The organism is Pseudomonas sp. MNR3A, assembly GCF_009650575.1.
Classification (GTDB): domain Bacteria; phylum Pseudomonadota; class Gammaproteobacteria; order Pseudomonadales; family Pseudomonadaceae; genus Aquipseudomonas; species Aquipseudomonas machongensis.
On the sequence record NZ_VZZS01000019.1, the window covers coordinates 118,682 to 140,823 of the forward strand.

At 62.4% G+C, this 22,142-nt stretch carries 21 protein-coding genes; 6 read left to right on the forward strand and 15 right to left on the reverse strand.

Translation table 11 applies throughout. From position 1 onward, the window contains the following. The first annotated feature begins 1 nt into the window (after position 1). Positions 2-415, forward strand: coding sequence for an NUDIX domain-containing protein (locus tag F6X62_RS15010; protein ID WP_054891811.1), 414 nt, complete (start codon positions 2-4; stop codon positions 413-415). Here the strand turns inward: F6X62_RS15010 and metR are convergent. Continuing rightward, the gene (gene metR / locus F6X62_RS15015) at positions 399-1,316 is read right to left on the reverse strand and encodes a transcriptional regulator MetR (RefSeq protein WP_054891810.1); all 918 of its coding nucleotides are present in this window, start codon (positions 1,314-1,316) and stop codon (positions 399-401) included. The two genes, F6X62_RS15010 and metR, sit on opposite strands and share 17 nt — an antisense overlap. A 197-nt stretch (positions 1,317-1,513) precedes the next feature. Here metR and F6X62_RS15020 point away from each other — a divergent pair, with 197 nt between their 5' ends. After that, on the forward strand, positions 1,514-2,509 hold the full coding sequence (locus F6X62_RS15020) for an alpha/beta fold hydrolase (protein WP_054891809.1): 996 nt from the start codon (positions 1,514-1,516) through the stop codon (positions 2,507-2,509). 21 nt (positions 2,510-2,530) lie between these two features. On the opposite strand, the gene F6X62_RS15025 is transcribed toward F6X62_RS15020, so the two are convergent. The 10 genes from F6X62_RS15025 to F6X62_RS15070 all read right to left on the reverse strand — a co-directional run bounded on the left by F6X62_RS15025 (position 2,531) and on the right by F6X62_RS15070 (position 14,599). Beyond that, positions 2,531-3,856 carry a sigma-54 dependent transcriptional regulator gene (locus tag F6X62_RS15025; protein ID WP_054891808.1) on the reverse strand — a complete coding sequence of 442 codons (1,326 nt, stop codon included), beginning with the start codon at positions 3,854-3,856 and terminating at the stop codon, positions 2,531-2,533. 13 nt (positions 3,857-3,869) lie between these two features. Further along, on the reverse strand, positions 3,870-5,774 hold the full coding sequence (locus tag F6X62_RS15030; RefSeq protein WP_063543422.1) for an ATP-binding protein: 1,905 nt from the start codon (positions 5,772-5,774) through the stop codon (positions 3,870-3,872). Positions 5,775-5,834: 60 nt separating this feature from the next. After that, positions 5,835-6,569 (reverse strand): amino acid ABC transporter ATP-binding protein, encoded by a 735-nt coding sequence (locus F6X62_RS15035; RefSeq protein ID WP_065863099.1) that lies wholly within the window; start codon positions 6,567-6,569, stop codon positions 5,835-5,837. Then, positions 6,566-7,237: an amino acid ABC transporter permease gene (locus F6X62_RS15040; RefSeq protein WP_054891805.1), complete on the reverse strand. Its 672-nt coding sequence runs from the start codon at positions 7,235-7,237 to the stop codon at positions 6,566-6,568. The genes F6X62_RS15035 and F6X62_RS15040 overlap by 4 nt, the downstream gene beginning before the upstream one ends. Next, positions 7,237-7,983 (reverse strand): amino acid ABC transporter permease, encoded by a 747-nt coding sequence (locus tag F6X62_RS15045; protein WP_054891804.1) that lies wholly within the window; start codon positions 7,981-7,983, stop codon positions 7,237-7,239. Before F6X62_RS15045 ends, F6X62_RS15040 begins: the two co-directional genes overlap by 1 nt. Before the next feature lie 148 nt (positions 7,984-8,131). Further along, entirely contained in the window at positions 8,132-9,049 is a 918-nt protein-coding gene (locus tag F6X62_RS15050; protein WP_054891803.1) for a glutamate/aspartate ABC transporter substrate-binding protein, read from the reverse strand. Between the two features lie 466 nt (positions 9,050-9,515). After that, on the reverse strand, positions 9,516-11,054 hold the full coding sequence (glpD, locus tag F6X62_RS15055) for a glycerol-3-phosphate dehydrogenase (RefSeq protein WP_153774003.1): 1,539 nt from the start codon (positions 11,052-11,054) through the stop codon (positions 9,516-9,518). Positions 11,055-11,255: 201 nt separating this feature from the next. Then, positions 11,256-12,011: a DNA-binding transcriptional repressor GlpR gene (glpR, locus tag F6X62_RS15060; RefSeq protein WP_063543424.1), complete on the reverse strand. Its 756-nt coding sequence runs from the start codon at positions 12,009-12,011 to the stop codon at positions 11,256-11,258. Between the two features lie 171 nt (positions 12,012-12,182). Next, a complete protein-coding gene (glpK, locus tag F6X62_RS15065) occupies positions 12,183-13,682 on the reverse strand; it encodes a glycerol kinase GlpK (protein ID WP_063543426.1) in 1,500 nt (499 codons plus the stop codon). Between the two features lie 65 nt (positions 13,683-13,747). Beyond that, positions 13,748-14,599: an MIP/aquaporin family protein gene (locus tag F6X62_RS15070; protein WP_153774004.1), complete on the reverse strand. Its 852-nt coding sequence runs from the start codon at positions 14,597-14,599 to the stop codon at positions 13,748-13,750. Positions 14,600-14,904: 305 nt separating this feature from the next. Between F6X62_RS15070 and ybaK the strand changes: the two genes are divergently transcribed. Beyond that, positions 14,905-15,375, forward strand: a complete 471-nt coding sequence (ybaK, locus tag F6X62_RS15075; protein ID WP_063543428.1) for a Cys-tRNA(Pro) deacylase — start codon at positions 14,905-14,907, stop codon at positions 15,373-15,375. A gap of 20 nt (positions 15,376-15,395) precedes the next feature. Here ybaK and F6X62_RS15080 read toward each other — a convergent pair whose 3' ends face one another. Together F6X62_RS15080 and argF are read right to left on the reverse strand one after the other, a co-directional pair. After that, on the reverse strand, positions 15,396-16,505 hold the full coding sequence (locus tag F6X62_RS15080) for an ABC transporter ATP-binding protein (RefSeq protein WP_054891798.1): 1,110 nt from the start codon (positions 16,503-16,505) through the stop codon (positions 15,396-15,398). Further along, a complete protein-coding gene (argF, locus tag F6X62_RS15085) occupies positions 16,502-17,422 on the reverse strand; it encodes an ornithine carbamoyltransferase (RefSeq protein ID WP_054891797.1) in 921 nt (306 codons plus the stop codon). Before argF ends, F6X62_RS15080 begins: the two co-directional genes overlap by 4 nt. 365 nt (positions 17,423-17,787) lie before the next feature. Here argF and F6X62_RS15090 point away from each other — a divergent pair, with 365 nt between their 5' ends. Next, the gene (locus tag F6X62_RS15090) at positions 17,788-19,896 is read left to right on the forward strand and encodes a molybdopterin oxidoreductase family protein (RefSeq protein WP_153774005.1); all 2,109 of its coding nucleotides are present in this window, start codon (positions 17,788-17,790) and stop codon (positions 19,894-19,896) included. A gap of 116 nt (positions 19,897-20,012) precedes the next feature. Continuing rightward, the gene (gene grxD, locus F6X62_RS15095) at positions 20,013-20,348 is read left to right on the forward strand and encodes a Grx4 family monothiol glutaredoxin (RefSeq protein ID WP_039575941.1); all 336 of its coding nucleotides are present in this window, start codon (positions 20,013-20,015) and stop codon (positions 20,346-20,348) included. A 71-nt stretch (positions 20,349-20,419) separates the two neighbouring features. On the opposite strand, the gene bfr is transcribed toward grxD, so the two are convergent. Both bfr and F6X62_RS15105 read right to left on the reverse strand, forming a co-directional pair. Continuing rightward, entirely contained in the window at positions 20,420-20,893 is a 474-nt protein-coding gene (gene bfr, locus F6X62_RS15100; RefSeq protein ID WP_054891795.1) for a bacterioferritin, read from the reverse strand. Between the two features lie 201 nt (positions 20,894-21,094). Then, positions 21,095-21,316, reverse strand: a complete 222-nt coding sequence (locus tag F6X62_RS15105) for a bacterioferritin-associated ferredoxin (RefSeq protein ID WP_082420909.1) — start codon at positions 21,314-21,316, stop codon at positions 21,095-21,097. 214 nt (positions 21,317-21,530) lie between these two features. Here F6X62_RS15105 and F6X62_RS15110 point away from each other — a divergent pair, with 214 nt between their 5' ends. Beyond that, entirely contained in the window at positions 21,531-22,133 is a 603-nt protein-coding gene (locus F6X62_RS15110; RefSeq protein ID WP_054891793.1) for a peroxiredoxin, read from the forward strand. Positions 22,134-22,142 lie beyond the last annotated feature (9 nt).

Below are 22,142 nucleotides of genomic sequence, written 5' to 3' on the forward strand. Positions count from 1 at the left end.
CATGACCAAGACTATCCACATCGCCGCCGCCCTGCTCATCGACCCGGCGGGCCGTACCCTGCTGGTACGCAAGCGCGGGACCCAGGCTTTCATGCAACCGGGTGGCAAGATCGATGCCGGTGAAACGCCGGTCCAGGCGCTGGTGCGCGAGCTGCACGAAGAGCTGGGCGTGCGCATCGACCCCGAGCAGGCCGTGCACCTTGGCCGTTTCAGCGCGCCGGCGGCCAACGAGCCAGGTTTTGAAGTACAGGCCGAGCTGTTTCGCGTCGAGTGCGCCGAGGCGGTGATCCCCGCCGCGGAAATCGAGGAAGTGCACTGGCTGGCGGCCGATCAGGCGCCAACCCTGGCACTGGCACCCTTGACCCGCGACCTGATCCTGCCGCTGTGGCGTGAAGGCATCAGCGCACCGCGCTGACACCGTCGAGGGTGGCGAACGAGGTATCCTTGGCGGTCAGCAGGAAATCACGCATGTACGGCGCATCGAGCATGTCGGTGCGCACTGCGGCATAGAGCGTGGCGAACAGGCCTTTCTCGCCCAGGCGCTTGCCCTTCACGTAGCCGCGCGAGCTGTACTCGTGCAATGCCCAGTGCGGCATGCCGCACACCCCGCGACCGCTGGCGACCAACTGCATCATCATCACTGTCAGCTCCGAGGTGCGCACCGCGGCCGGTTCGATATCGGCCGGCTCGAGGAAGCGGGTGAAGATGTCCAGGCGATCACGCTCCACCGGGTAGGTGATGAGGGTCTGGTCGGCCAGGTCGTCCGGAACGATGTAGGGCTTGCTCGCCAGCGCGTGCTGGTTTGCCACCGCAAGCATGGCTTCGTAGGTGAACAGCGGCACGTAGGTGATGCCAGCCAGGTCCAGCGGGTCGGAGGTCACCACCAGGTCGAGATCGCCCCGGGCCAGTGCAGGCAAGGGGGCGAAGGCAAAGCCCGAGGCCAGGTCCAGCTCCACCTCCGGCCAGGCATCGCGGAACTGGTCGATGGTCGGCATCAGCCACTGGAAGCAGCTGTGGCACTCGATGGCCATGTGCAGGCGGCCCGCGGTACCGCCGGCGAGACGGGCGATGTCGCGTTCGGCGCCACGCAGCAGCGGCAGGGTGGCGTCGGCCAGTTGCAGCAGGCGCAGGCCGGCACTGGTGAAGCGGATCGGCTTGGTCTTGCGCACGAACAGTTGCATCCCCAGGCGCTCTTCCAGCTCCTTGAACTGGTGCGACAGCGCCGACTGGGTCAGGTGCAGGCGCTCGGCGGCCTCCACCAGGCTGTCGGCTTCGCGCAGGGCATGAAGGGTTTTCAGGTGACGGATTTCCAGCACTTGCAACTCCGGGAGAAACACTTGGTAAAAGATCGATTGGGTTGAGTTTCTCTCATGTTGCTGTGTCTGTCGACAGCACCCTGCAGATGACCGTTCGGCGACATTAATCAAACTGTCACGCAACTGTGGCAGCGCCACCGAAGGGATTTCATCAGACTCGCGCTCTACTGGGGATTTGCATTCTGGTGTTTCCTTCCATGCGGGTTTTTCTGATCTTCTTTCTTTTGTTGTGCGGGGCACCGACAGGTTTCGCCGCCGGCCGGTGCGATGCCCATGTGCCGGTGCAGCGAGCCGAGCTGGGTGAGTTGAGCCTGGTCTACCAGAGCGTTGGTGCGCCGGGGGATCCGGCACTGCTGCTGGTCATGGGCCTGGGCGGGCAATTGATCCACTGGCCGGATGATGTGGTCGAGGCCTTGTGTCGCCAAGGTTTTCGGGTCATCCGGTATGACAACCGCGATGTTGGCCTGTCGCGCTGGAACCAGGCGCCGGCTTCGGCCAACCTCACCGTCGAGTTGCTGCGCTACAAGCTTGGCCTGCCAGTGGCGGCGCCCTACAGCCTGACTGACATGGCCGGTGACGGTCTGCACCTGATGGATGAGCTCGGGATCGAGCAGTTCCATGTGTTGGGGGTCAGCATGGGCGGGATGATCGCCCAGCACCTGGCTGCCATGGCGCCGCAGCGTGTGCGCAGCCTGACGCTGGTCATGTCCAGCTCCGGTGCCGAAGGCTTGCCGGCGCCGAATCCTGCGTTGGTGCAGTTGCTGGCGCGGCGTAGTGCACCGAGCCGTGAAGTGGCGCTGGAGCAGCAGGCCGACCTGCTGGCGGCTCTGGGCAGCCCGACGGTGCACGATGATCGCGCGGTGCTGTTGCAGCAGGCGGCGTTGGCCTATGACCGGGCGTTCAATCCGGAGGGGGTCAAGCGCCAGATCATGGCGATCCTGGCGGAGCCGAGCCGGGTGGCGCTGCTCAACCAGTTGCGTGTGCCTACGCTGGTCGTGCATGGCACGGCCGACCCGCTGCTCCCGGTGATGCATGGGGTGCACCTGGCGGCGCACATCCAGGGCAGCCAGTTACGCTTGATTCCGGGGTTGGCGCACCGCTTCCAGGAGCCGTTCAAGGCGCCGTTGCTCGCGGCGGTGCTGCCCTACCTGAAGGCGCATCGTCAGGATGCGACGCACCTGGCTGGGCTTTGAGTCGGGTGGCGCTGAGCCCTGTCAGCCCAACCCGTACTTCTTCACCTTGTCGAACAACGTCGTCTTGGCCATGCCCAGCTCCTGGCTGGCCTGGCTGAGGTTGCCGCCAGTGCGCTGCAAGGCATCACTGAGCAGGTTGCGTTCGAACGCCTCCACCGCCTCGGCAAAGCCCAGCCCCTGGCTCGCACTGCCACCGGCCTTCTTGAACGCCGGCAAGCCCAGCGCATAGCGCTCGGCGACGTTGCGCAGCTCGCGCACATTGCCCGGCCAGTCATGAGCCATGAGCCGCGACAATGTCTGGCTGTCCAGCTCGGGAACTTCGCGGTCGAAGCGTAGCGCCGATTGCTGCAGGAAATGCTCGAACAACTGCAGTACGTCCTCGCGGCGTTCGCGCAACGGCGGCAACTCGAGCGTAACCACGTTGAGGCGATAGTACAGGTCGCTGCGGAACTGCCCGGCCTGGCCCATGGCGTCCAGGTCCGACTTGGTGGCAGCGATCACCCGGCAGTCCACCGGGATGCTCTGGTTCGAGCCCAGGCGCTCGAGAGTGCGCTCCTGCAAGACGCGCAGCAGCTTGATCTGCAGGTTGATCGGCATGCTCTCGACTTCATCGAGGAACAGTGTCCCGCCATTGGCATGCTCGATCTTGCCGATCCGCCGTTTGCCTGCGCCGGTGAACGCGTTGGCTTCATGGCCGAAGATTTCGCTCTCGAACAGGTTTTCCGGCAGGCCGCCGCAGTTCAAGGCCACGAAGGGGGCTGTCTGGCGCCGGCTGAAATCGTGCAGGCAACGGGCGACCAGTTCCTTGCCTGTGCCGGTCTCGCCTTCGATCAGTACGTTGGCCGAGGTGTCGGCGACGTTGGCGATCAGTTCGCGCAGGTTCTGCATGGCAGGCGAGCGGCCGATGATCCGTCCTTCCAGCGAGCTGTGACCGGCCAGTTGCCGGCGCAGGGCGACCACTTCACGCGACAGGCCGCGTTGCTCCAGCGCCCGGCGTACCACATCCACCAGTCGCTCTGGCGAGAACGGCTTCTCCATGAAGTCGTAGGCGCCGTTGCGCATGGCGCCGACGGCCATGTCGATGTCGCCGTGGCCGGTGATCAGCACCACCGGCAGGCTGCGGTCGCGGGCCTTGAGGCGATTGAGCAGCTCCAGGCCGTCGATGCCCGGCAGGCGAATGTCGCTGACGACTATCCCGGCGAAATCGTCACCGATTCGCTCCAGGGCCTGTTCGGCGCTGCCGACGCCTTCGCAAGCGATATCCTCGAGCGCCAGCGCCTGCTGGCAACCGAGCAGCACGTGGGGGTCGTCTTCGACGATCAGGACAGTCAAGGGTGCTTGGTTCATGGGGACCCTTCGTTCATGGGGCATCGGCCGAGTCTGTGGGGGAGGTGACCAGGGGCAGGGTGAGGATGAAGGCTGTGCCGCCGCCAGCGGGATGCTCGACGCTCAAGGTGCCCTTGGCGGCTGTGGCGAGGCTGGCCGACAAGGTCAGGCCCAGGCCCAGGCCATGCTCGCCCGGTTTGGTGGTGAAGAACGGTTCGAACAGGTGCTTGCGGGCCTCGATGTCAATGCCGTGGCCGTTGTCGCGAACCCGCAGGCGGTATCTGTCGCCTGCCAGTTCGCCTTCCAGCCACAGCTGCGGCTGGGGTTGGGCGGTCATGGCGTCGAGGGCGTTGCCAAGCAGGTTGACCAGGATCTGTTCCAGGCGCGTCTGGTCGATCGCCAGCGGCTGGTCATCGAATTGGCGATGCAATTGCAGGTTGCACGCGCCGATGCGGTTGCCGAGTACCTGCAGGGACGCTTCCACCGCCTTGCCCAGCGAGGCGCGGCCGCTGTCCTCGCCACGCCGGGCGAAGGAGCGCAGGCTGGCGGTGATGCGCCCCATGCGGTCGATCAGGTCGTTCATGGTGCGCAGGTTGGTGCTGGCGGTCTCGAAGGCTCCGCGTTCGAGGAAGCGCACGGTATTGCCCGACAGGGTACGCAGTGCCGCCAGCGGCTGGTTCAGCTCATGGGCGATGCTGGTCGACATCTGCCCGATGGCTGCCAGCTTGCCGGCCTGGACCAACTCGTCCTGGGCATGGCGCAGGGTCTGCTCGGCGTGACGTCGTTCGCGGATCTGCCCCTTGAGTCGTTCGTTGCTGGCACGCAGGTCGGCGGTACGTTCGGTGATCCGCCGCTCCAGCAGGCTATTGGCTTCTTCCAAGGCTTCGCGGGCGGCCAGGCGCGTGGCGATCACCTTGCGCCGCTCGTTCCAGGCGATGCCGAGGATTGCCAGAAGGGCGAAGGCAACGCCGACCAGGATGCCCTGGACCATCGACTCGCGATGCAGATCCTGCAGCGGGGTGAGCAGGGTGAAGTGCCAGGGGGTGTCAGCCAGGCGCCGGGTCTGGGCCAGGTAGGCGACTTCACGCACTTTGCCCTGGGCGGTTTCGCTGTTGGCCGGGAAGGTCAGTTTTTCTACACCATCGCCCAGCGTCTCGCGGGCCAGCGGTTGCAGTTCGTTGAGTGGCCACCAGTAGTATTGCAGGCTGCGCGCCAGCTCTTCCTTGATCTGCGGGGTAAGCGGGCGCACCGACTTCAACCGCCGGGCGGGGTCGCTGGAAAGGATGATGATGCCGTTCTCGTCGCTGACGAATGCTTCGAGGCGGGCGCGTTGCCAGCGCTCTTCCAGGGTGTCCAGGCGGACCTTGATCACCGCGACGCCGATGATCTTGCCGTGCTCTTCCAGGCCATGGGCCAGATAGTAGCCGGCTTCCCCGGTGGTGCTGCCGATGCCGTAGAAACGCCCAGGCTGACCGCGCACGGCGTCCTGGAAATAGGCGCGGAAGGCCAGGTCTTCCCCCAGGAAGGAGTCGGCGTCGCGCCAGTTGCTGGTGGCCTGCACCCGGCCGCTGGTGTCCAGGACGTAGATCGCCCGGCTGCGGCTGCGGCGGTTCAGGCCTTCGAGGTATTCGTTGACGACCTGCCGCGAGCCGCCGTCAGGTTCGGCGAGCAGTTGCGAGACGCTGTCTTCGAGCTCCAGCAGACTCGGCAGGTAGGTGTACTTGCTGATTTCGCTTTCGACCGTGCGCGCGTGCAGCTCGAGCTGGCGCTCGCCGTTCTCGCTCAGGGCGCGGATGCCGTTGTTTTCGCTGATCATGTAGCCGACCAGGCCCAGACCGACCATCAGCAGGACGATCAGTGGTGGGAGGAACAGTTGGCGGATCAGGCGGGATTTCACGGCAGGCTTGGCAGGGCGAAGTAGCGAAGGATCGCATTTCATCACAGTGGCCTTGTCACGACCAGCGTCCGCTGCCCTGGCAGGCAGCGGACACCGGGATCATCAGTGCTGCAGGATCTTGCTGAGGAAGTGCTGGGTGCGTTCGTGGCGACCTTCGGGGTTGCCGAAGAAGTCTTCCTTCTGGCAGTCCTCGATGATGTTGCCCTTGTCCATGAAGATCACCCGGTTGGCGACCTTGCGGGCGAAGCCCATTTCGTGGGTCACGCACATCATGGTCATGCCCTCATGGGCGAGCTCGACCATCACGTCCAGTACTTCGTTGACCATTTCCGGGTCCAGTGCCGAGGTCGGTTCGTCGAACAGCATGACGATCGGGTCCATCGACAGGGCGCGGGCGATCGCCACGCGCTGCTGCTGGCCGCCGGAGAGCTGGCCGGGGTGTTTCTTGGCATGGGCGCCGAGGCCTACGCGCTCGAGCAAGGCCAGGCCTTTCTTGGTGGCTTCCGCCTCGCTGCGGCCGAGCACCTTGCGCTGGGCGATGGTCAGGTTTTCGGTGATCGACAGGTGCGGGAACAGCTCGAAGTGCTGGAATACCATGCCCACCCGCGAACGCAGTTTGGGCAGGTTGGTCTTCGGATCGGCGATCGAAGTGCCGTCGACCACGATGTCGCCCTTCTGGAACGGCTCCAGCGCGTTGACGCACTTGATCAGGGTGGACTTGCCCGAGCCGGATGGGCCGCAGACCACCACCACTTCACCTTTCTTGACCTCGGTGGTGCAATCGGTCAGCACCTGGAAGTCCCCGTACCACTTGTTGACGTTCTTGATGGAAATCATACGGCGATCCTTTTTTGCAGACGCTTGACCAACCAGGAAGCGGAGAAACTGATGAGGAAGTACACGACGCCGGCAAAGATCAGGAACTCGTGGGAGCGCCCGATGATGTCGCCGTTGGAGCGTGCCGAGTTGAGGAAGTCCACCAGGCCCACGGTGTAGACCAGCGAGGTGTCCTGGAACAGGATGATGCTCTGCTGCAGCAGCAGCGGGGTCATCTTGCGGAACGCCTGGGGCAGGATGATCAGGCGCATGCACTGGCCGTAGGTCATGCCCAGTGCCTGCGCGGCGCCCATCTGGCCCTTGGAGATCGACTGCACGCCGGCACGCACGATTTCGCAGAAGTAGGCCGCCTCGAACATCATGAAGGCCACGACGCAGGAGGTGAACGCGCCGATCGGGGTGTCTTCGCCGGTAATCCAGCGCAGGACGAAGGGCACGGCCAGGTAGAACCAGGTGATCACCAGCAGCAGCGGGATGGAGCGGAAGTAGTTGACGTAGGCGCCGGCGATATTGGCCAGCAGCTTGCTCGACGACAACCGCATCAGCGCCAGGACGGTCCCCAGCGCGATACCACCGACCACACCCATGACCATCAGTTGCAAGGTCATGACCATGCCGTCCCACAGGGCGGGCAGGGCAGGGATGATTTCGCTGAAATCCATGTCCATTACTTACCTCCCACGGAAATCAGGCCAGGCACGGCAACTTTCTTCTCGACCATGCGCATCAGCAGCATCAGGCCCATGTTCAGGGTGAAGTAGATCAGCGTGGCCAGGGTGAAGGCCTCGAACAGGTTGGCGGAGAACTCGGCGGTCTGCTTGGTCTGGGCCAGCAGCTCCATCAAGCCGATCAGCGACGCCACCGAGGAGTTCTTGAACACGTTCAGGAATTCGGAGGTGAGCGGCGGAATGATGATCCGGTAGGCCTGTGGCAGCAGCACGTTCATGTAGATCTGTGGCAGGCTGAAGCCCATCGCGCGCCCGGCAGACTCCTGTCCGCGGGGCAGGGCCTGGATACCGGTGCGCACTTGTTCGCAGACACGCGCGGCGGTGAACAGGCCAAGGCAGATGATCACGCTGATCAGTGCCGAGGTGGTCGGGTTGAGGTCCTGCTTGAACCACTCCTGCAGGCCCTCCGGAAGCAGGTCCGGTACCAGGAAGTACCAGATGAACAGCTGCACCAGCAGCGGTACGTTGCGGAACAGTTCCACGTAGGCGGTGGCGATGCCCGATACCAGACGGTTCGGCACGGTGCGCATGACGCCAAGCAGCGATCCCAGCAGCAAGGCGATGATCCAGGCGCAGATGGCGATGGCGATGGTCCAGCCCAGACCGGTGACGTACCAGTCCAGATAGATTTCGCTGCCCACGCCAGTGGACTTGAAGAACACGCCCCAGTCCCAGTTGTAATTCATCGGGATTTCCCCTCAGACGGTTGTTTCACGGGCACCTTTGAACTTCCAAGAGCGCTGGGCGCCCTCGGAAGTAAAGGTTAGACACTTATGCGTGGCCCGTCGGTTGGATTCGTGCTTGGTGGAGCACGCGGGCCATTTCAGCAGGGGATCAGGACTTGGTTTCGTCCGCAGCCTTGTCGGTAGGCTCTGCGATCAGCTTCTTCAGCTCTTCGCTCATCGGGAACTGCAGGTTCAGGCCTTTCGGTGGGATTGGCTGCTGGAACCACTTGTCGTAGCTCTTCTGCACGGCGCCCGACTTGTAGTAGGCGACGATGGCGTCATCGACCGCTTTCTTGAACTGCGCATCGTCCTTGCGCACCATGCAGCCGTAGATTTCGTACGATTGCGGGGTGCCGGTGATGACCCAGTCGGTCGGTTTCTTGGCCTTGGCCATTTCACCGGCCAGCAGGGCGTCGTCCATCATGAAGGCTACGGCGCGGCCGCTTTCGAGCATGTTGAAGGCTTCACCGTGATCCTTGGCGGAAATCACGTTCATCTTCATCTGCTTGTCAGCGTTCATGGCCTTGAGCAGGCGCTCGGAGGTGGTGCCGGCGGTGGTCACGACGTTCTTGCCGGCCAGGTCCGGGAAGTCTTTGTAGGAGGGTTGACCGTCCTTGACCTTGGTCAGCAGACGGGTGCCGACTTCGAAGATGCCAACCGAGAAGCCGACTTGCTGCTGGCGCTCGACGTTGTTGGTGGTGGAGCCGCACTCCAGGTCGACGGTGCCGTTCTGCACCAGCGGGATGCGGGTCTGGGAGGTGACGAGGTTGTACTTGACCTTGATGTCGGTGCCCAGTTGCTTCTTCAGGGCTTCGACCACAGCCAGCTGGACGTCGTGGGAGTAGCCCACGGGTGTAGTGCTGCCTGCCAGGTAGGAAAACGGAATGGAGGAGTCACGGTGGCCCAGGGTGATGGTGCCGGAATCCTTGATCTTCTTCAGGGTGCCGGTCAGCTCTTCGGCCATGACCGGCGAAGCGATGACGGCGGCGGCGATTGCAGCGCCCAGCAATTGACGAACGATACGCATCAAATTTTCCTCGACGTTTGTTTTTTTTATGGAGCCGTTGGCGGACTCTTCGTTCAACGAACACAACAAGAAGCGGTGTGCGTTCGGCTACCAAGTGTAGAGCATGACTCGTGCCAAGCTCCGACATTCATCATAACGCCGCGAATTTCCTGGGAATTAATCTTTTCTGACGAATTATTTCCAAGGGTGGGCGTGCGGGTTTCCGAATGACTGTTATGAAAGCGTTCGGAAATCCGAATGGGTGGGTGCCGGGTGTCATGACCATAGTGGTCAGGGTGAAAAGGGCACGTCACTACAGGTTCAGCGAAATAAGAGCGCGCGTCATACGCGCTTGGCTGACCTGGAGATTGAAGAAGGATACGAGGTGATCGACGAGTGGACGCTCGACCTGCGCATCAGGGCCCTGAAGGGTTTGCGCGCCTGCAAGGCAAGGGACGGGCTGGTGTTGCGCCAGCCCGTCAATGACTCAGGCCGCGCGGACCCGCGCCCGGTTCGAGGCGGCCTGCTGCAGGTAGTCGGCCAGAGCCTGTTGCTCGACAGCATTGGTGAACAGGCCCAGTTTGGTGCGGCGCCAGAGAATATCGTCCACGCTGACAGCCCATTCTGCAGCGCACAGGTAATCCACCTCGCGGCTGAACAAACCACCGCCGATCGACTGACCAAGGTCATCCGGCCCTTGTACACCTTCAAGCAGGCGCCAGACACGACTGCCGTAAGTCAGCACCCAGCGCTTGGCGATGTCCACCGGCAGCCAGCCGTGGCGCGCCAGAACGGCATCGACCAGGGCCTGCACGCTGGTCATGCCTTCGCCCCCTGGCAATGGCGCGCTGGCAGTCCAGCTGCCGCGCATCTGGGAGAAGAAAGGCTTGAGTTCGGTCATCGCTGATTCTGCAAGCTTGCGGTAGGTTGTCAGCTTGCCGCCGAACACCGAAAGCAGGGGCGCCTGCCCCTCGCTGGCGGACAACGCCAGGGTGTAGTCGCGGGTGACGGCAGAAGGGTTGTCCGACTCGTCGTTGCACAGCGGGCGTACGCCGGAGTAGGTGTGCTGGATGTCGGCGCGTGACAATTGATGATTGAAATGTTCGTTGACCACCTTGAGCAGGTAGTCGGTTTCCGCGTCGGTGATCGCCACCTTGGCCGGGTCGCCGCTGTATTCACGGTCGGTGGTGCCGATCAGGGTGAAGCGGTCCAGATAAGGGATGCAGAAGACGATGCGCTGGTCTTCGTTCTGCAGGATGTAGGCATGTTCGCCTTCGTACAGCCGCGGCACGATGAGATGGCTGCCCTGGATCAGGCGGATGCCGTAGGGCGCATCGAGCTTGAGGTCGTCCTTGATGAAGCTTGCCACCCAAGGACCGGCGGCATTGACCAGGGCGCGGGCGCGAATGGTCTGCAGGCTGCCGTCGGCATGCTGCAGCTCGACCTGCCACAGGCCATCGACGCGCTCGGCGCGCAGGCAGCGGGTACGGGTGTGCAGGTGGGCGCCTTTTTCACGTGCGGCCATGGCATTGAGCACTACCAGGCGAGCGTCATCGACTGCGCAATCGGCGTATTCGAAGCCGCGGGTGATCGTCGGCTTGAGCGGATAGCCCGCACCGAAACGCAGGCTGCGCGAGCCGCCCAGGCGCTTGCGCTTGCCCAGATGATCGTAGAGGAACAGGCCAGCGCGAATCATCCAGGCCGGACGCAGGTGGGGACGATGTGGCAACACGAAGCGCATGGGCTTGACGATGTGCGGCGCCTTGGCCAGCAGTACTTCGCGCTCCGCCAGGGCTTCACGTACCAGGCGGAATTCGTAGTGCTCCAGGTAGCGCAGGCCACCATGGATCAGCTTGCTGCTCGCCGAGGAGGTGTGCTGGGCAAGGTCGTCCTTCTCGCACAGGAAGACCTTCAGGCCACGCCCGGCAGCATCGGCGGCGATACCGACGCCATTGATGCCACCGCCGATCACGGCGAGGTCATAGCAGTCGGCGAGGGGCGGCTGGGGCTGGACGGGCTGGGACACGGGCAAGGCCTCCTGAGGGCGGTTCACAGCGAATGTGAACATCTATGTTCGTTTCCGAAAATAGTAGCGCAACAAAAAGGCCATCGCCAGTCGCTGATCATAGAAAATACTGATCAGATGGCAATAAAGTGAACATTATTGAACATTTTATGGCGCTGTTTCACCGGTGGCTCGCCACCGGTGAGGTTCAGCGCTGCGCGCTCAGACCACTTCCAGGCGGATCTTGTACTGGTTCAGCAGTTGCGTGAGCGTGGGGGTGGGATGCTGGTCGGTCACCAGACAGTCGATCAGGTTGATCGAGCCCAGGCGCACCATGGCGTTGCGCCCGAACTTGCTGGAGTCTGCGGCGAGGATGACCTGTCGGGCATTGGCGATGATGGCCTGGGATACCCGTACTTCCTGATAGTCGAAGTCCAACAGGCTGCCGTCTTCATCGATGCCACTGATGCCGACCAGGGCGAAATCGACCTTGAACTGGCTGATGAAGTCGACGCTGGCCTGCCCCACGACACCGCCATCGCGGCGAACCGTACCGCCTGCCACCAGGACTTCGAAGTCATCCTTGGCACTGAGGATCGACGCCACGTGCAGGTTGTTGGTGATGACCTTCAGGTGGCTGTGGTTGAGCAGGGCGCGGGCGATGGATTCGGTGGTGGTACCGATATTGATGAACAACGAGGCGTGATCGGGGATCTGCCGTGCGACGGCCTCGGCGATGCGTTGTTTCTCGTCGCGCATCTGGTCGGCGCGCATGGCGTAGGCGGTGTTCTCGACGCTCGAGTCATAGGCGGCACCACCATGATAGCGGCGCAACAGGTTGACCTCGGCGAGCTGGTTGATGTCACGACGGATGGTCTGGGGCGTGACGACGAACAACTGCGCCATTTCCTCGATACTGACGTAGCCGCGTTCGCGCACCAGTTCGAGGATTTGTTGTTGGCGAGGGGGCAGATTCATGGGCGGTCCTTTGGGGCTGCCGGACAAATGCTGCAATGATGCCGTAGGAAGGGGATGACGACCAGTAGACTGTCGTCGCTAGCCTGAGACCGGTGCTTCTGTGGAAGCGGCCTTGCGCCGTGAGCGGGCGCGCAAGGCCGTTGCTGAACGGGATTGGGTGGGCTGATGCGGTCAGCCTTCGTGATCTTCCCAATCGCGGGTGCGCTCGATGGCTTTCTTCCACCCCGCGTACAGCTTTTCTTTCTGCGTATCATCCAGTTGCGGGCTGAACTCGCGCTCGATGATCGCCTTGTCACGCAACTCGTCGAGGCTGCTCCAGAAGCCACAGGCCAGGCCTGCCAGGTAGGCGGCGCCGAGGGCCGTGGTTTCGCGCATTTTCGGACGCTCCACGCAGGTGCCGAGAATGTCGGCCTGGAACTGCATGAGGAAGTTGTTGGCCACTGCACCGCCATCAACCCGCAGCTCCGAGAGTCGCTGGCCGCAGTCGTGCTGCATGGCGTCGAGCACATCGCGGGTCTGGTAGGCGATCGATTCCAGGGCGGCACGGATGATGTGGTCGACCTTGACGCCACGGGTCAGGCCGAACAGGGCGCCGCGGGCGTACGGGTCCCAGTAGGGTGCGCCGAGGCCGGTGAAGGCCGGTACCAGGTAGACGCCATTGCTGTCCTTCACCTTGCTGGCGAAGTACTCGGTGTCGAGCGCGTCATTGACGATCTTCAGCTCGTCGCGCAGCCACTGGACCGTTGAACCACCGTTGAACACTGCGCCTTCGAGGGCGTAGGCCACTTCGCCGCGAGGGCCGCAGGCAATGGTGGTGAGCAGGCCGTGGGACGAGGTGACGGCCTTGTCGCCGGTGTTCATCAGCAGGAAGCAGCCGGTGCCATAGGTGTTCTTGGCCTGGCCCGGCTCCACGCACATCTGGCCGAACAGCGCCGACTGCTGGTCGCCGGCGATACCGGCGATGGCGATACCGCTCTTGGTGTGGCCGTAGACCTCCGAGGACGGGCGCACCTGGGGCAGCATCTGCCGCGGGATGCCGAGAATGTCCAGCAGCTTGTCATCCCATTGCAGGGTGTGAATGTTGAACATCAGCGTGCGTGAGGCATTGGTGTAGTCGGTGACGTGCACCTTGCCGCCAGAGAATTTCCAGATCAGCCAGCTGTCGACGGTGCCGAACAACAGTTCGCCACGTTCGGCGCGCTCGCGGGCACCTTCGACGTTGTCGAGGATCCACTTGAGCTTGGTGCCGGAGAAGTACGGGTCGGTGACCAGGCCGGTGGTTTCGCGGATGTACTGTTCGTGGCCGTCACGCTTGAGCTGGGCACAGATCTCGGTGCTGCGACGGCACTGCCAGACGATGGCGTTGTACACCGGGCGACCGGTTTCCTTGTCCCACACCACGGTGGTTTCACGCTGGTTGGTGATACCGATCGCCGCCACCTGGGCGTGGCTCAGACCTGCCTGCGCCAGGGCCTCGACCATGGTCGCGCTCTGCGTGGCGAAGATCTCCATCGGATCGTGTTCGACCCAGCCGGCCTGCGGATAGTGTTGGGCGAACTCGCGCTGGGAGGTGCCGACCACATTGGCGTCGCGGTCGAAGATGATCGCCCGCGAACTGGTGGTGCCCTGGTCCAGGGCGATGATGTAGTTCTTATCCTGGGTGTCTGTCATGGTCGTTGCCTTGCACGAAAAGGGAGTGAGTCAGCGCGCGCGGGCGAGATCCCGCAGCGCCAGTCTCAGGAAGTTTGAGTATCGCCCTGGGTAGCAGCATCTGTCTTTGGATTCGCGGCGTCGGCCGTCGGCAGGTTGCGGGCGATCAGGACGCGATAGCCCGCGGCCCCTAGGCACGCGCCAAGGATCGGTGCGAACACCGGAACCAGGAAGTAGGGAATGTCCCGTCCACCAGTGAAGGCAATTTCGCCCCAACCCGCCAGGAATGTCATGAGTTTGGGCCCGAAATCCCGGGCGGGGTTCATCGCAAAGCCGGTGAGCGGCCCCATGGCGCTACCGATCACCGCAATCAGCAGGCCGATCAGCAGCGGTGCGGTGGCGCCACGCGGCAGGCCGTTGTTGTCATCGGTGAGGGCCATGATCACGGCCATGAGGATTGCTGTGATCACCAGTTCGACCAGAAATGCCTGGCCGATGGACAGCGATGGATGCGCATAGGTGGAGAACACCGACGCCAGCTCGAGGCTGGCCTGGCTGCCCCTGACCATGCCATGCGCCTGTTCGAAATCGAAGAAAAGCGTGCTGTACAGGGTGTAGACCAGTGCCGCACCGCAGAAGGCGCCACAGACCTGGGCGAGCATATAGAAAGGCAGTTTGCGCCTGTCGAAACCGGCGAACAGGGTGAGTGCGATGCTGACTGCCGGGTTCAGGTGCGCACCGGAAACGCCGGCGCTGAGGTAGATCGCCATGCTGACGCCGACGCCCCAGATGATGCTGATTTCCCAGAGTCCGAAGCTGGCACCCGCGACCTTGAGCGCGGCCACGCAACCGGTACCGAAGAAGATGAGCAACGCAGTCCCCAGGAACTCGGCCATGCACTGGCCGGAAAGCGTTGGTTGTCGTAGAGCTGTCGTCATGTAGGACCTTCGGTTCTTGTTGTTGTGAGGCGCAGGACGCCCGGCTGTCGACGCCGGTTGTCCATCCCCATGAACGACCGGCGAGTGTACGAATGTGCACTGTTTATGTGCGTGTTTTCTTCAGAAACGAAAAAATATAGACAAGAAACGCTGATGTCAAAGGTCGAAAGTGAACCATCGGCCACATTTTGACCCGCGAACATGATCCTGCCTGCACAGGTCCGGTGCACGCCCCGACGTGCGCTGGCTGGCCTCCGGGATTTCCCCTAAAGTAGCCGGCACGCCGTCATCGACTGGAGCTGTACATGACCCCCGCACTCGACCTGCTGAAGAAGGCGCGCGCCGAACATCGCGTGCTCAGCTACGAACACGATCCCAAATCCGCCTCCTATGGCCTGGAAGCCGCCGAGAAGCTCGGGCTCGATCCGCAGCGGGTATTCAAGACACTACTGGCCAGCAGCGAGAAAGGTGAGTTGCTGGTGGCAGTGGTGCCGGTGATCGGCACGCTCGACCTCAAGGCGCTCGCCCAGGCTGCCGGGGTCAAGAAGTGCGAGATGGCCGACCCTGCCGCAGCCCAGCGGGCCACGGGATATCTGGTCGGTGGTATCAGCCCTCTGGGGCAGAAGAAGCGCCTGCGCACCTTCATCGATGAGTCGGCGCAGCAGTTCGACAGCATTCATGTCAGCGCCGGACGGCGCGGGCTGGAAGTGGAGCTGGCAGCAGCAGTGCTGGCCGAGCATACCCAGGGCAGGTTTGCCGGGATCGGCAGAGGCTGAGGGCGCGCAGCAGAGCGCCTTCAGGTCGCCGAACTGTAGCGGCGTACGCCGTTCTCCTGGGCCTGCAATTGCGCCGCGACACTGCCCGGTACGGCGAACAGCACCAGATGGTCAGCCGCGACGGCGATGCCTACGTCCTGGCCGATCTGGTGATCGACATGACTGGGGAAAATCGCCTCCAGTTGGCTACCGGTGGGCAGTTCCAGACGATAGAGCGTCGAGGCGCCCAGGAAGCTCTTGCCATTGATGCGCGCGCGCAGCGTGCTGTCCGGTGCGTGCACGATGTCGTCCGGGCGCAGCAGGACGTCCACCGAACTGCCTACAGGCATCAAGTAGGCGCGATTGCCGCGCAGTTCACCGAGCTCGGTGTTCACCGCTTCCGGGCTGCTCATCTGGCCGCGGATGAAGTAGCCCTGGCCGATGAAACTGGCCACGAACGGCGTCTGGGGCTCGTGATAGAGGTTGTAGGGCGTATCCCATTGTTCCAGGCGGCCTTCCTTGAACACGCCGACATGATCGCTGACGGCGAAGGCTTCTTCCTGGTCGTGGGTGACCAGTATTGCGCTGGTGCCACGGCTCTTGAGAATGTCGCGCACTTCGTGGCTCAGGCGTCGGCGCAGCTCCACGTCGAGGTTGGAGAACGGCTCGTCGAGCAGCAGCAACTGCGGCTCTGGCGCCAGTGCGCGGGCCAGTGCGACGCGCTGCTGCTGGCCGCCGGAAAGTTCGTGGGGGTAGCGTGCGCCCAGGCCGCCGAGCTTGACCAGCTCGAGCATTTCATTGACCACTTCGCCTTGGCGTGGATGTTTGCCGATGCCGAAAGCGATGTTCTGTGCCACGGTCAGGTGCGGGAACAGCGCGTAGTCCTGGAACACCATGCCGATCCGGCGTTTTTCCGGGGCGAGGGTGAAGCCTGCACGGGAGATGACATCTCCGGCCAGCTGGATCTCGCCGTCATGCACCGGCTCGAAGCCGGCGATGGCGCGCAGGGTGGTGGTTTTGCCGCAACCCGATGAACCCAGCAGGCAACCGATGTCGCCTGCGTTCAGGTGCAGATTGAGGTTCTGGACGATGCGCTGCTCGCCATAGCCGCAGGCGAGGTTGCGCAGGTTGAGCAGCAGGGGTTGACTCATGCGTGGTGGTAAGCCGGTTCTACAAGGAATTCAAGAAGAGCCTTCTGTGCATGCAGGCGGTTCTCGGCCTGGTCCCAGGCGACCGAACGTGGGTCGTCCAGCAGGTCCTGGCTGATCTCCTCACCGCGGTGAGCGGGCAGGCAGTGCATGAACAGGGCGTCGGGTGCCGCCAGGTCGAGCAACTCGCGGGTGACCTGGTAAGGCGCGAAATGCGCCAGGCGCCGTGCAGTTTCCTCTTCCTGGCCCATGGAAGTCCAGACATCCGTGGTCACCAGGTGCGCGCCGCGTACCGCTTCCTTCGGATCACGGATGATCCGTACGTGCTCGCCACCGAGCTCGAGGAAGCGTGGATCGGGCTCGTAGCCCTCCGGGCAAGCGATGTGCAGCTGGAAATCGAACTGGCGGGCAGCCTCGATGTAGGAGTTGCACATATTGAAGCCATCACCGATCCAGGCCACGGTCTTGCCCTGGATCGAGCCACGGTGCTCGACGAAGGTCTGCATGTCCGCCAGCAGTTGGCAGGGGTGCGATTCGTCGGACAGACCGTTGATCAACGGCACCTTCGAGTGCGCAGCGAATTCGGTCAGCGTGCTGTGGGCATGGGTGCGGATCATCACCGCGTCGACCATGCTCGAGAGCACGATGGCGCTGTCGCTGATCGGCTCGCCGCGACCCAGCTGGGTGTCGCGCGGGGACAGGAAGATCGCCTGGCCGCCAAGCTGGATCATGCCCGCTTCGAACGATACGCGGGTGCGGGTCGAGGACTTCTCGAAGATCATCCCCAGTACGCGGTTCTTCAGGGGTTCGAAGAGCACGCCTCGCTTGCGCAGGTCCTTCAGCTCGATGCCTCGACGGATCACGCCGAGCAATTCGTCAGCGGTGAAATCCAGCAGGGAGAGAAAGTGCCTGGTGCTCATGATTGACTACCTTATCTGCAACGTTTTGCAGGTCGACCGTATGGTTTTTTTTGACAACGGGAGTGACCTGCGGCGTAAGCCGCACGGGGCGGACGGAATAGGGAAAGGCGCAATACTATAATTAAATGTCGCCTGAAACCAAGAGGGGAAACAGCGGGGCTGTTTCAAAGGGTGTCGTAAACCCTTGTGGAAGGTCTGTTTTTTATTTTCTACAGAGGTTGTACACGGCTTGGCGGGGCTTTGGCAAACGCCGTGTCGCGAATCGTGTGCCTGATGACGCCCGATTCACGTGACTAAGCGGCGTGGCATCGGTGGGCGGTCGGGGGCATAGTCAGCGCTTCCAGAACAACAAGGCAGAGGCGGCCATGACCAAGACCCTGCATCACCGTGCTTGTCACCTGTGCGAGGCAATCTGCGGGCTCAATATCGAAGTCAGCCATGCGCCTGACGGGCGGGCGTCGATCAGCGCGATCAAGGGCGATCCGCAGGACCCGTTCAGCCGTGGGCACATCTGTCCGAAGGCGGTGGCGCTGCAGGACATCCAGGAAGACCCTGACCGCTTGCGCCAGCCTCATCGGCGCGTGGGGGAGCGCTGGGAGCCGATCACCTGGGAAGAGGCCTTCGCGCTGGCTGCGGAACGCTTGTGGAGTATCCAGCAGGCGCATGGGCGCAATGCCGTGGCGGTCTACCAGGGCAATCCCAGCGTGCACAATTACGGGCTGATGACTCACAGCAACTACTTTCTGGGGCTGCTCAAGACGCGCAACCGGTTTTCCGCCACATCCGTCGACCAGTTGCCCCAGCACCTGACCAGCCACCTGATGTATGGCCATGGCCTGCTGCTGCCGATCCCGGATATCGACCACACCGATTTCATGCTCATCCTTGGCGGCAATCCATTGGCGTCCAATGGCAGCATCATGACCGTGCCGGACGTGGAAAAGCGCTTGAAGGCGCTGCATGCGCGCGGCGGACGACTCGTGGTGATCGACCCCCGACGCAGTGAAACGGCGGCGATGGCCGACCAGCACCTGTTCATCCGTCCTGGCGGTGATGCCGCGCTGCTGTGTGGTCTGCTCAATACCTTGTTCAGCGAAAACCTGGCGCGAGGCTCGCACCTGCCGGTCAATGGGCTTGAGCAGGTGCGCGAGGCGATCGCGCCCTTCACGGCGCAGGCCATGAGTCCGCTTTGCGGCATCGAGGCGGGTCAGATTCGCCAGTTGGCGCGAGATTTCGCCGCGGCCGGCAGTGCCGTGTGCTACGGGCGCATGGGCGTCTCCACCCAGACCTTCGGCACGCTTTGCCATTGGTTGGTGCAACTGATCAACCTGGTCACCGGCAACCTCGACCGCCAAGGTGGTGCACTGTGCACCGAGCCTGCGGTTGACCTGGTCGCCAGCACCTCGGGCGGTCATTTCAACCAGTGGCAGAGTCGGGTTTCGGGCCTCCCGGAGTACGGCGGGGAGCTGCCGGTTGCAGCGTTGGCCGAGGAAGTGCTGACACCCGGCGAAGGGCAGGTGAGGGCGCTGGTGACCGTCGCCGGCAACCCGGTGTTGTCCACTCCCAATGGTCGCCAGCTCGATGGGGCTCTTGCGGGCCTTGAGTTCATGCTCAGCATCGACCTGTACATCAATGAAACCACTCGCCACGCAGACCTGATCCTGCCCTCCACGTCCGCACTGGAAAACGATCACTACGACAGCACCTTCAACCTGCTGGCAGTGCGTAACGTCACCCGCTTCAATCGGGCTATCCTGGCCAAGCCTGAGGGGGCGCTGCATGATTGGGAGATCTTTGTCGGGCTGGCCCGGGCGTTCGCCGAGCGTGCGGCGCTCGAGCTCAAGCCGACCCTGCCTCCAGCGCAGATGATCGATCTGGCGCTGCGCAAGGGGCCGCGTGGCGAGGCGTCGTCCTGGAGGCTGTCACTGCAGGTGTTGGACGAGCATCCCCATGGCCTTGATCTGGGGCCGTTGCAGCCGAACCTCGCAACCCGCTTGCGCACTCCGGCCCAGGCGGTGGAGGCCGCACCGCAGGTGCTGCTCGACGATCTGCAGCGCCTGGCCCGGCAGGTGCCGATGGAGCCCGACCAGTTGCTGCTGATCGGGCGCCGGCATGTGCGCAGCAACAATTCCTGGATGCACAACTACCATCGCCTGGTCAAAGGCAAGCCCCGCCACCAGTTGCTGATGCATCCGCAGGACTTGCAGCAGCGCCAGCTGGAGGACGGGCAGTGGGTGAGGGTTCGCTCGCGTACCGGTAGTCTGGAGGTGCAGGTGCTTGCCAGTGAGGAGGTAATGCCGGGAGTGGTCAGCCTGCCACATGGCTACGGGCACGGTCGCCAGGGGGTACGTTTGCAGATCGCCCACGCCCAACCGGGAGTGAGCGCCAATGACCTGACCGATGAATTGCTGCGCGACGCGTTGTCGGGCAATGCCGCGCTCAATGGTGTGCCGGTGCAGGTGGAGGCGGCTTGATTGCGTAATGGACCTGCTCAACGCTCCAGGTCCATTACCAAGCACGACACTCGGCTTTCCGATACAATGCCTCACCGTGCCGACGACCGTGTCGGAAAGTTCAGCCGAGGTGCTCCATGGATATCATCGAAACAATCAAAGAGCAGATTGCCAACAACACCATTCTGCTTTACATGAAAGGCTCGCCGAATGCCCCGCAGTGCGGCTTCTCGGCCCGTGCTTCGCAGGCTGTGATGGGTTGTGGCGAGAAATTCGCCTACGTCGACATTCTGCAGAACCCGGAAATTCGCGCCAACCTGCCCAAGTATGCCAACTGGCCAACCTTCCCTCAGCTGTGGGTGGGTGGTGAGCTGGTTGGTGGCAGCGACATCGTGCTGGAGATGTTCGAGAAGGGTGAGCTGCAGACCCTGATCAAGGACGCAGCCGCCAAGGCCAAGGCTTCCGAAGCCTGATCCAGGTTTTTCGCCGGCATGAAAAAGCCCCGCCTAGGCGGGGCTTTTTCATGGGTGCTATCCAGGGAGGCTTATTCTTCGCCCATCTGCGACTGCAGGTAGTTCTCGATGCCGATCTTGTCGATCAGGCCCAACTGGGTTTCCAGCCAGTCGATGTGCTCTTCCTCGGACTCCAGGATGTCTTCGAGCAATTCGCGCGAGCCGAAGTCGCCGACCGTTTCGCAGTGCGCGATGGCGGCTTTCAGGTCAACCAGGCCTTTCTGCTCGATCTTCAGGTCGCACTCGAGCATTTCCTTGGTGTGCTCGCCGATCAACAGCTTGCCCAGGTCTTGCACGTTGGGGATGCCTTCGAGGAAGAGAATACGCTTGATCAGTTTGTCAGCGTGCTTCATCTCGTCGATGGATTCCTTGTACTCGTGCTTGCCGAGCTTGTTCAGGCCCCAATCTTCGTACATGCGTGCGTGCAGGAAGTACTGGTTGATCGCGACCAGCTCGTTTCCGAGGATCTTGTTGAGATGCTGGATGACGCTTACGTCGCCTTTCATGATCGGGTTCCTGCCCTGTAGAAGTGTGCCAATGCAGGAAGTTTGAGCCCGACAACTTCACGTGTCAAACCTAAGTTCTTGAATAATAAGTGAAAATTAATAGGAATAAGAATGTTTGTGAACCGCGTTCGAAGGCTAACTTATTGAATTACAGGCATAAAAAAACCGGACGCGAGGTCCGGTTCTTCGAAATCGGTTGTTTCAGGCGGCGTTAAATTCTACCGGGTAAGGCAGGACGGCCTGTTGGCTGAGCTGGAGATCGGTCAATGTTTCGCGGACCACCTGCTTGGCGAGACACGCACACTTGCCGCACTGGCTGGCGACGTTGGTGGCGGCACGGACTTCCTTGTAGCTGCAGCATCCTTCGTAGATCGCATCACGGATCTGTCCATCGGTCACGCCGACGCAGAGACATACATACATAAGGTCAGACCATCGCTGGTTGAGTCGATGGAGTGGAGCTTAATGGTAATGAGAATGCTTGTCAAAGCACTTGAAGAAAGCTTCATCTTCCCGCGACCGATGGTTCGATTCGGTCTGTCACGATAAGCCGTGTATGATGGTCGGCCTTTGTTGGATGCCGGGCGTGCAAGCCTCGCCCGGGCAACGGTTTTTCACCATCATCAGGAGATAACGAATGAGCGTGCTCGTTGGTAAACAAGCCCCGGACTTCACCGTTCCAGCCGTGCTGGGCAACGGCGAGATCGTCGACAGCTTCAACCTGGCTTCGGCCATCAAGGGCAAGTACGGCCTGGTGTTCTTCTACCCGCTGGACTTCACCTTCGTCTGCCCGTCCGAGCTGATCGCCCTGGACAACCGCATTCCTGACTTCGAAGCCCGTGGCGTGGAAGTGATCGGCGTTTCGATCGACTCGCACTTCACCCACAACGCCTGGCGTAACACCCCGGTCAACAACGGCGGTATCGGTCAGGTCAAGTACACCCTGGCTGCCGACATCACTCACGAAATCTGCAAGGCCTACGACGTCGAGTCCGAAGGCGGCGTAGCTTTCCGTGGCGCCTTCCTGATCGACAAGAACGGCGTTGTCCGTTCGCAGATCGTCAACGACCTGCCACTGGGCCGCAACATGGACGAGCTGCTGCGTCTGGTCGACGCCCTGCAATTCCACGAAGAGCACGGCGAAGTCTGCCCGGCCAACTGGAAGAAAGGCGACAAGGGCATGAACGCTTCGCCAGAAGGTGTTGCGGCGTACCTGAGCGAGAACGCTGGCAAGCTGTAATCGCCACGC

Excerpts from the sequence above, each read along its gene's own strand:
- F6X62_RS15010 (WP_054891811.1), top strand. The coding sequence starts at position 2 with ATGACCAAGACTATCCACATCGCCGCCGCCCTGCTCATCGACCCGGCG.
- F6X62_RS15020 (WP_054891809.1), top strand. The coding sequence starts at position 1,514 with ATGCGGGTTTTTCTGATCTTCTTTCTTTTGTTGTGCGGGGCACCGACA.
- F6X62_RS15025 (WP_054891808.1), bottom strand. The coding sequence starts at position 3,856 with ATGAACCAAGCACCCTTGACTGTCCTGATCGTCGAAGACGACCCCCAC.
- F6X62_RS15030 (WP_063543422.1), bottom strand. The coding sequence starts at position 5,774 with ATGAAATGCGATCCTTCGCTACTTCGCCCTGCCAAGCCTGCCGTGAAA.
- F6X62_RS15035 (WP_065863099.1), bottom strand. The coding sequence starts at position 6,569 with ATGATTTCCATCAAGAACGTCAACAAGTGGTACGGGGACTTCCAGGTG.
- F6X62_RS15040 (WP_054891805.1), bottom strand. The coding sequence starts at position 7,237 with ATGGACATGGATTTCAGCGAAATCATCCCTGCCCTGCCCGCCCTGTGG.
- F6X62_RS15045 (WP_054891804.1), bottom strand. The coding sequence starts at position 7,983 with ATGAATTACAACTGGGACTGGGGCGTGTTCTTCAAGTCCACTGGCGTG.
- F6X62_RS15050 (WP_054891803.1), bottom strand. The coding sequence starts at position 9,049 with ATGCGTATCGTTCGTCAATTGCTGGGCGCTGCAATCGCCGCCGCCGTC.
- glpR (WP_063543424.1), bottom strand. The coding sequence starts at position 12,011 with ATGAATCTGCCCCCTCGCCAACAACAAATCCTCGAACTGGTGCGCGAA.
- glpK (WP_063543426.1), bottom strand. The coding sequence starts at position 13,682 with ATGACAGACACCCAGGATAAGAACTACATCATCGCCCTGGACCAGGGC.
- F6X62_RS15070 (WP_153774004.1), bottom strand. The coding sequence starts at position 14,599 with ATGACGACAGCTCTACGACAACCAACGCTTTCCGGCCAGTGCATGGCC.
- ybaK (WP_063543428.1), top strand. The coding sequence starts at position 14,905 with ATGACCCCCGCACTCGACCTGCTGAAGAAGGCGCGCGCCGAACATCGC.
- F6X62_RS15080 (WP_054891798.1), bottom strand. The coding sequence starts at position 16,505 with ATGAGTCAACCCCTGCTGCTCAACCTGCGCAACCTCGCCTGCGGCTAT.
- argF (WP_054891797.1), bottom strand. The coding sequence starts at position 17,422 with ATGAGCACCAGGCACTTTCTCTCCCTGCTGGATTTCACCGCTGACGAA.
- F6X62_RS15090 (WP_153774005.1), top strand. The coding sequence starts at position 17,788 with ATGACCAAGACCCTGCATCACCGTGCTTGTCACCTGTGCGAGGCAATC.
- grxD (WP_039575941.1), top strand. The coding sequence starts at position 20,013 with ATGGATATCATCGAAACAATCAAAGAGCAGATTGCCAACAACACCATT.
- bfr (WP_054891795.1), bottom strand. The coding sequence starts at position 20,893 with ATGAAAGGCGACGTAAGCGTCATCCAGCATCTCAACAAGATCCTCGGA.
- F6X62_RS15105 (WP_082420909.1), bottom strand. The coding sequence starts at position 21,316 with ATGTATGTATGTCTCTGCGTCGGCGTGACCGATGGACAGATCCGTGAT.
- F6X62_RS15110 (WP_054891793.1), top strand. The coding sequence starts at position 21,531 with ATGAGCGTGCTCGTTGGTAAACAAGCCCCGGACTTCACCGTTCCAGCC.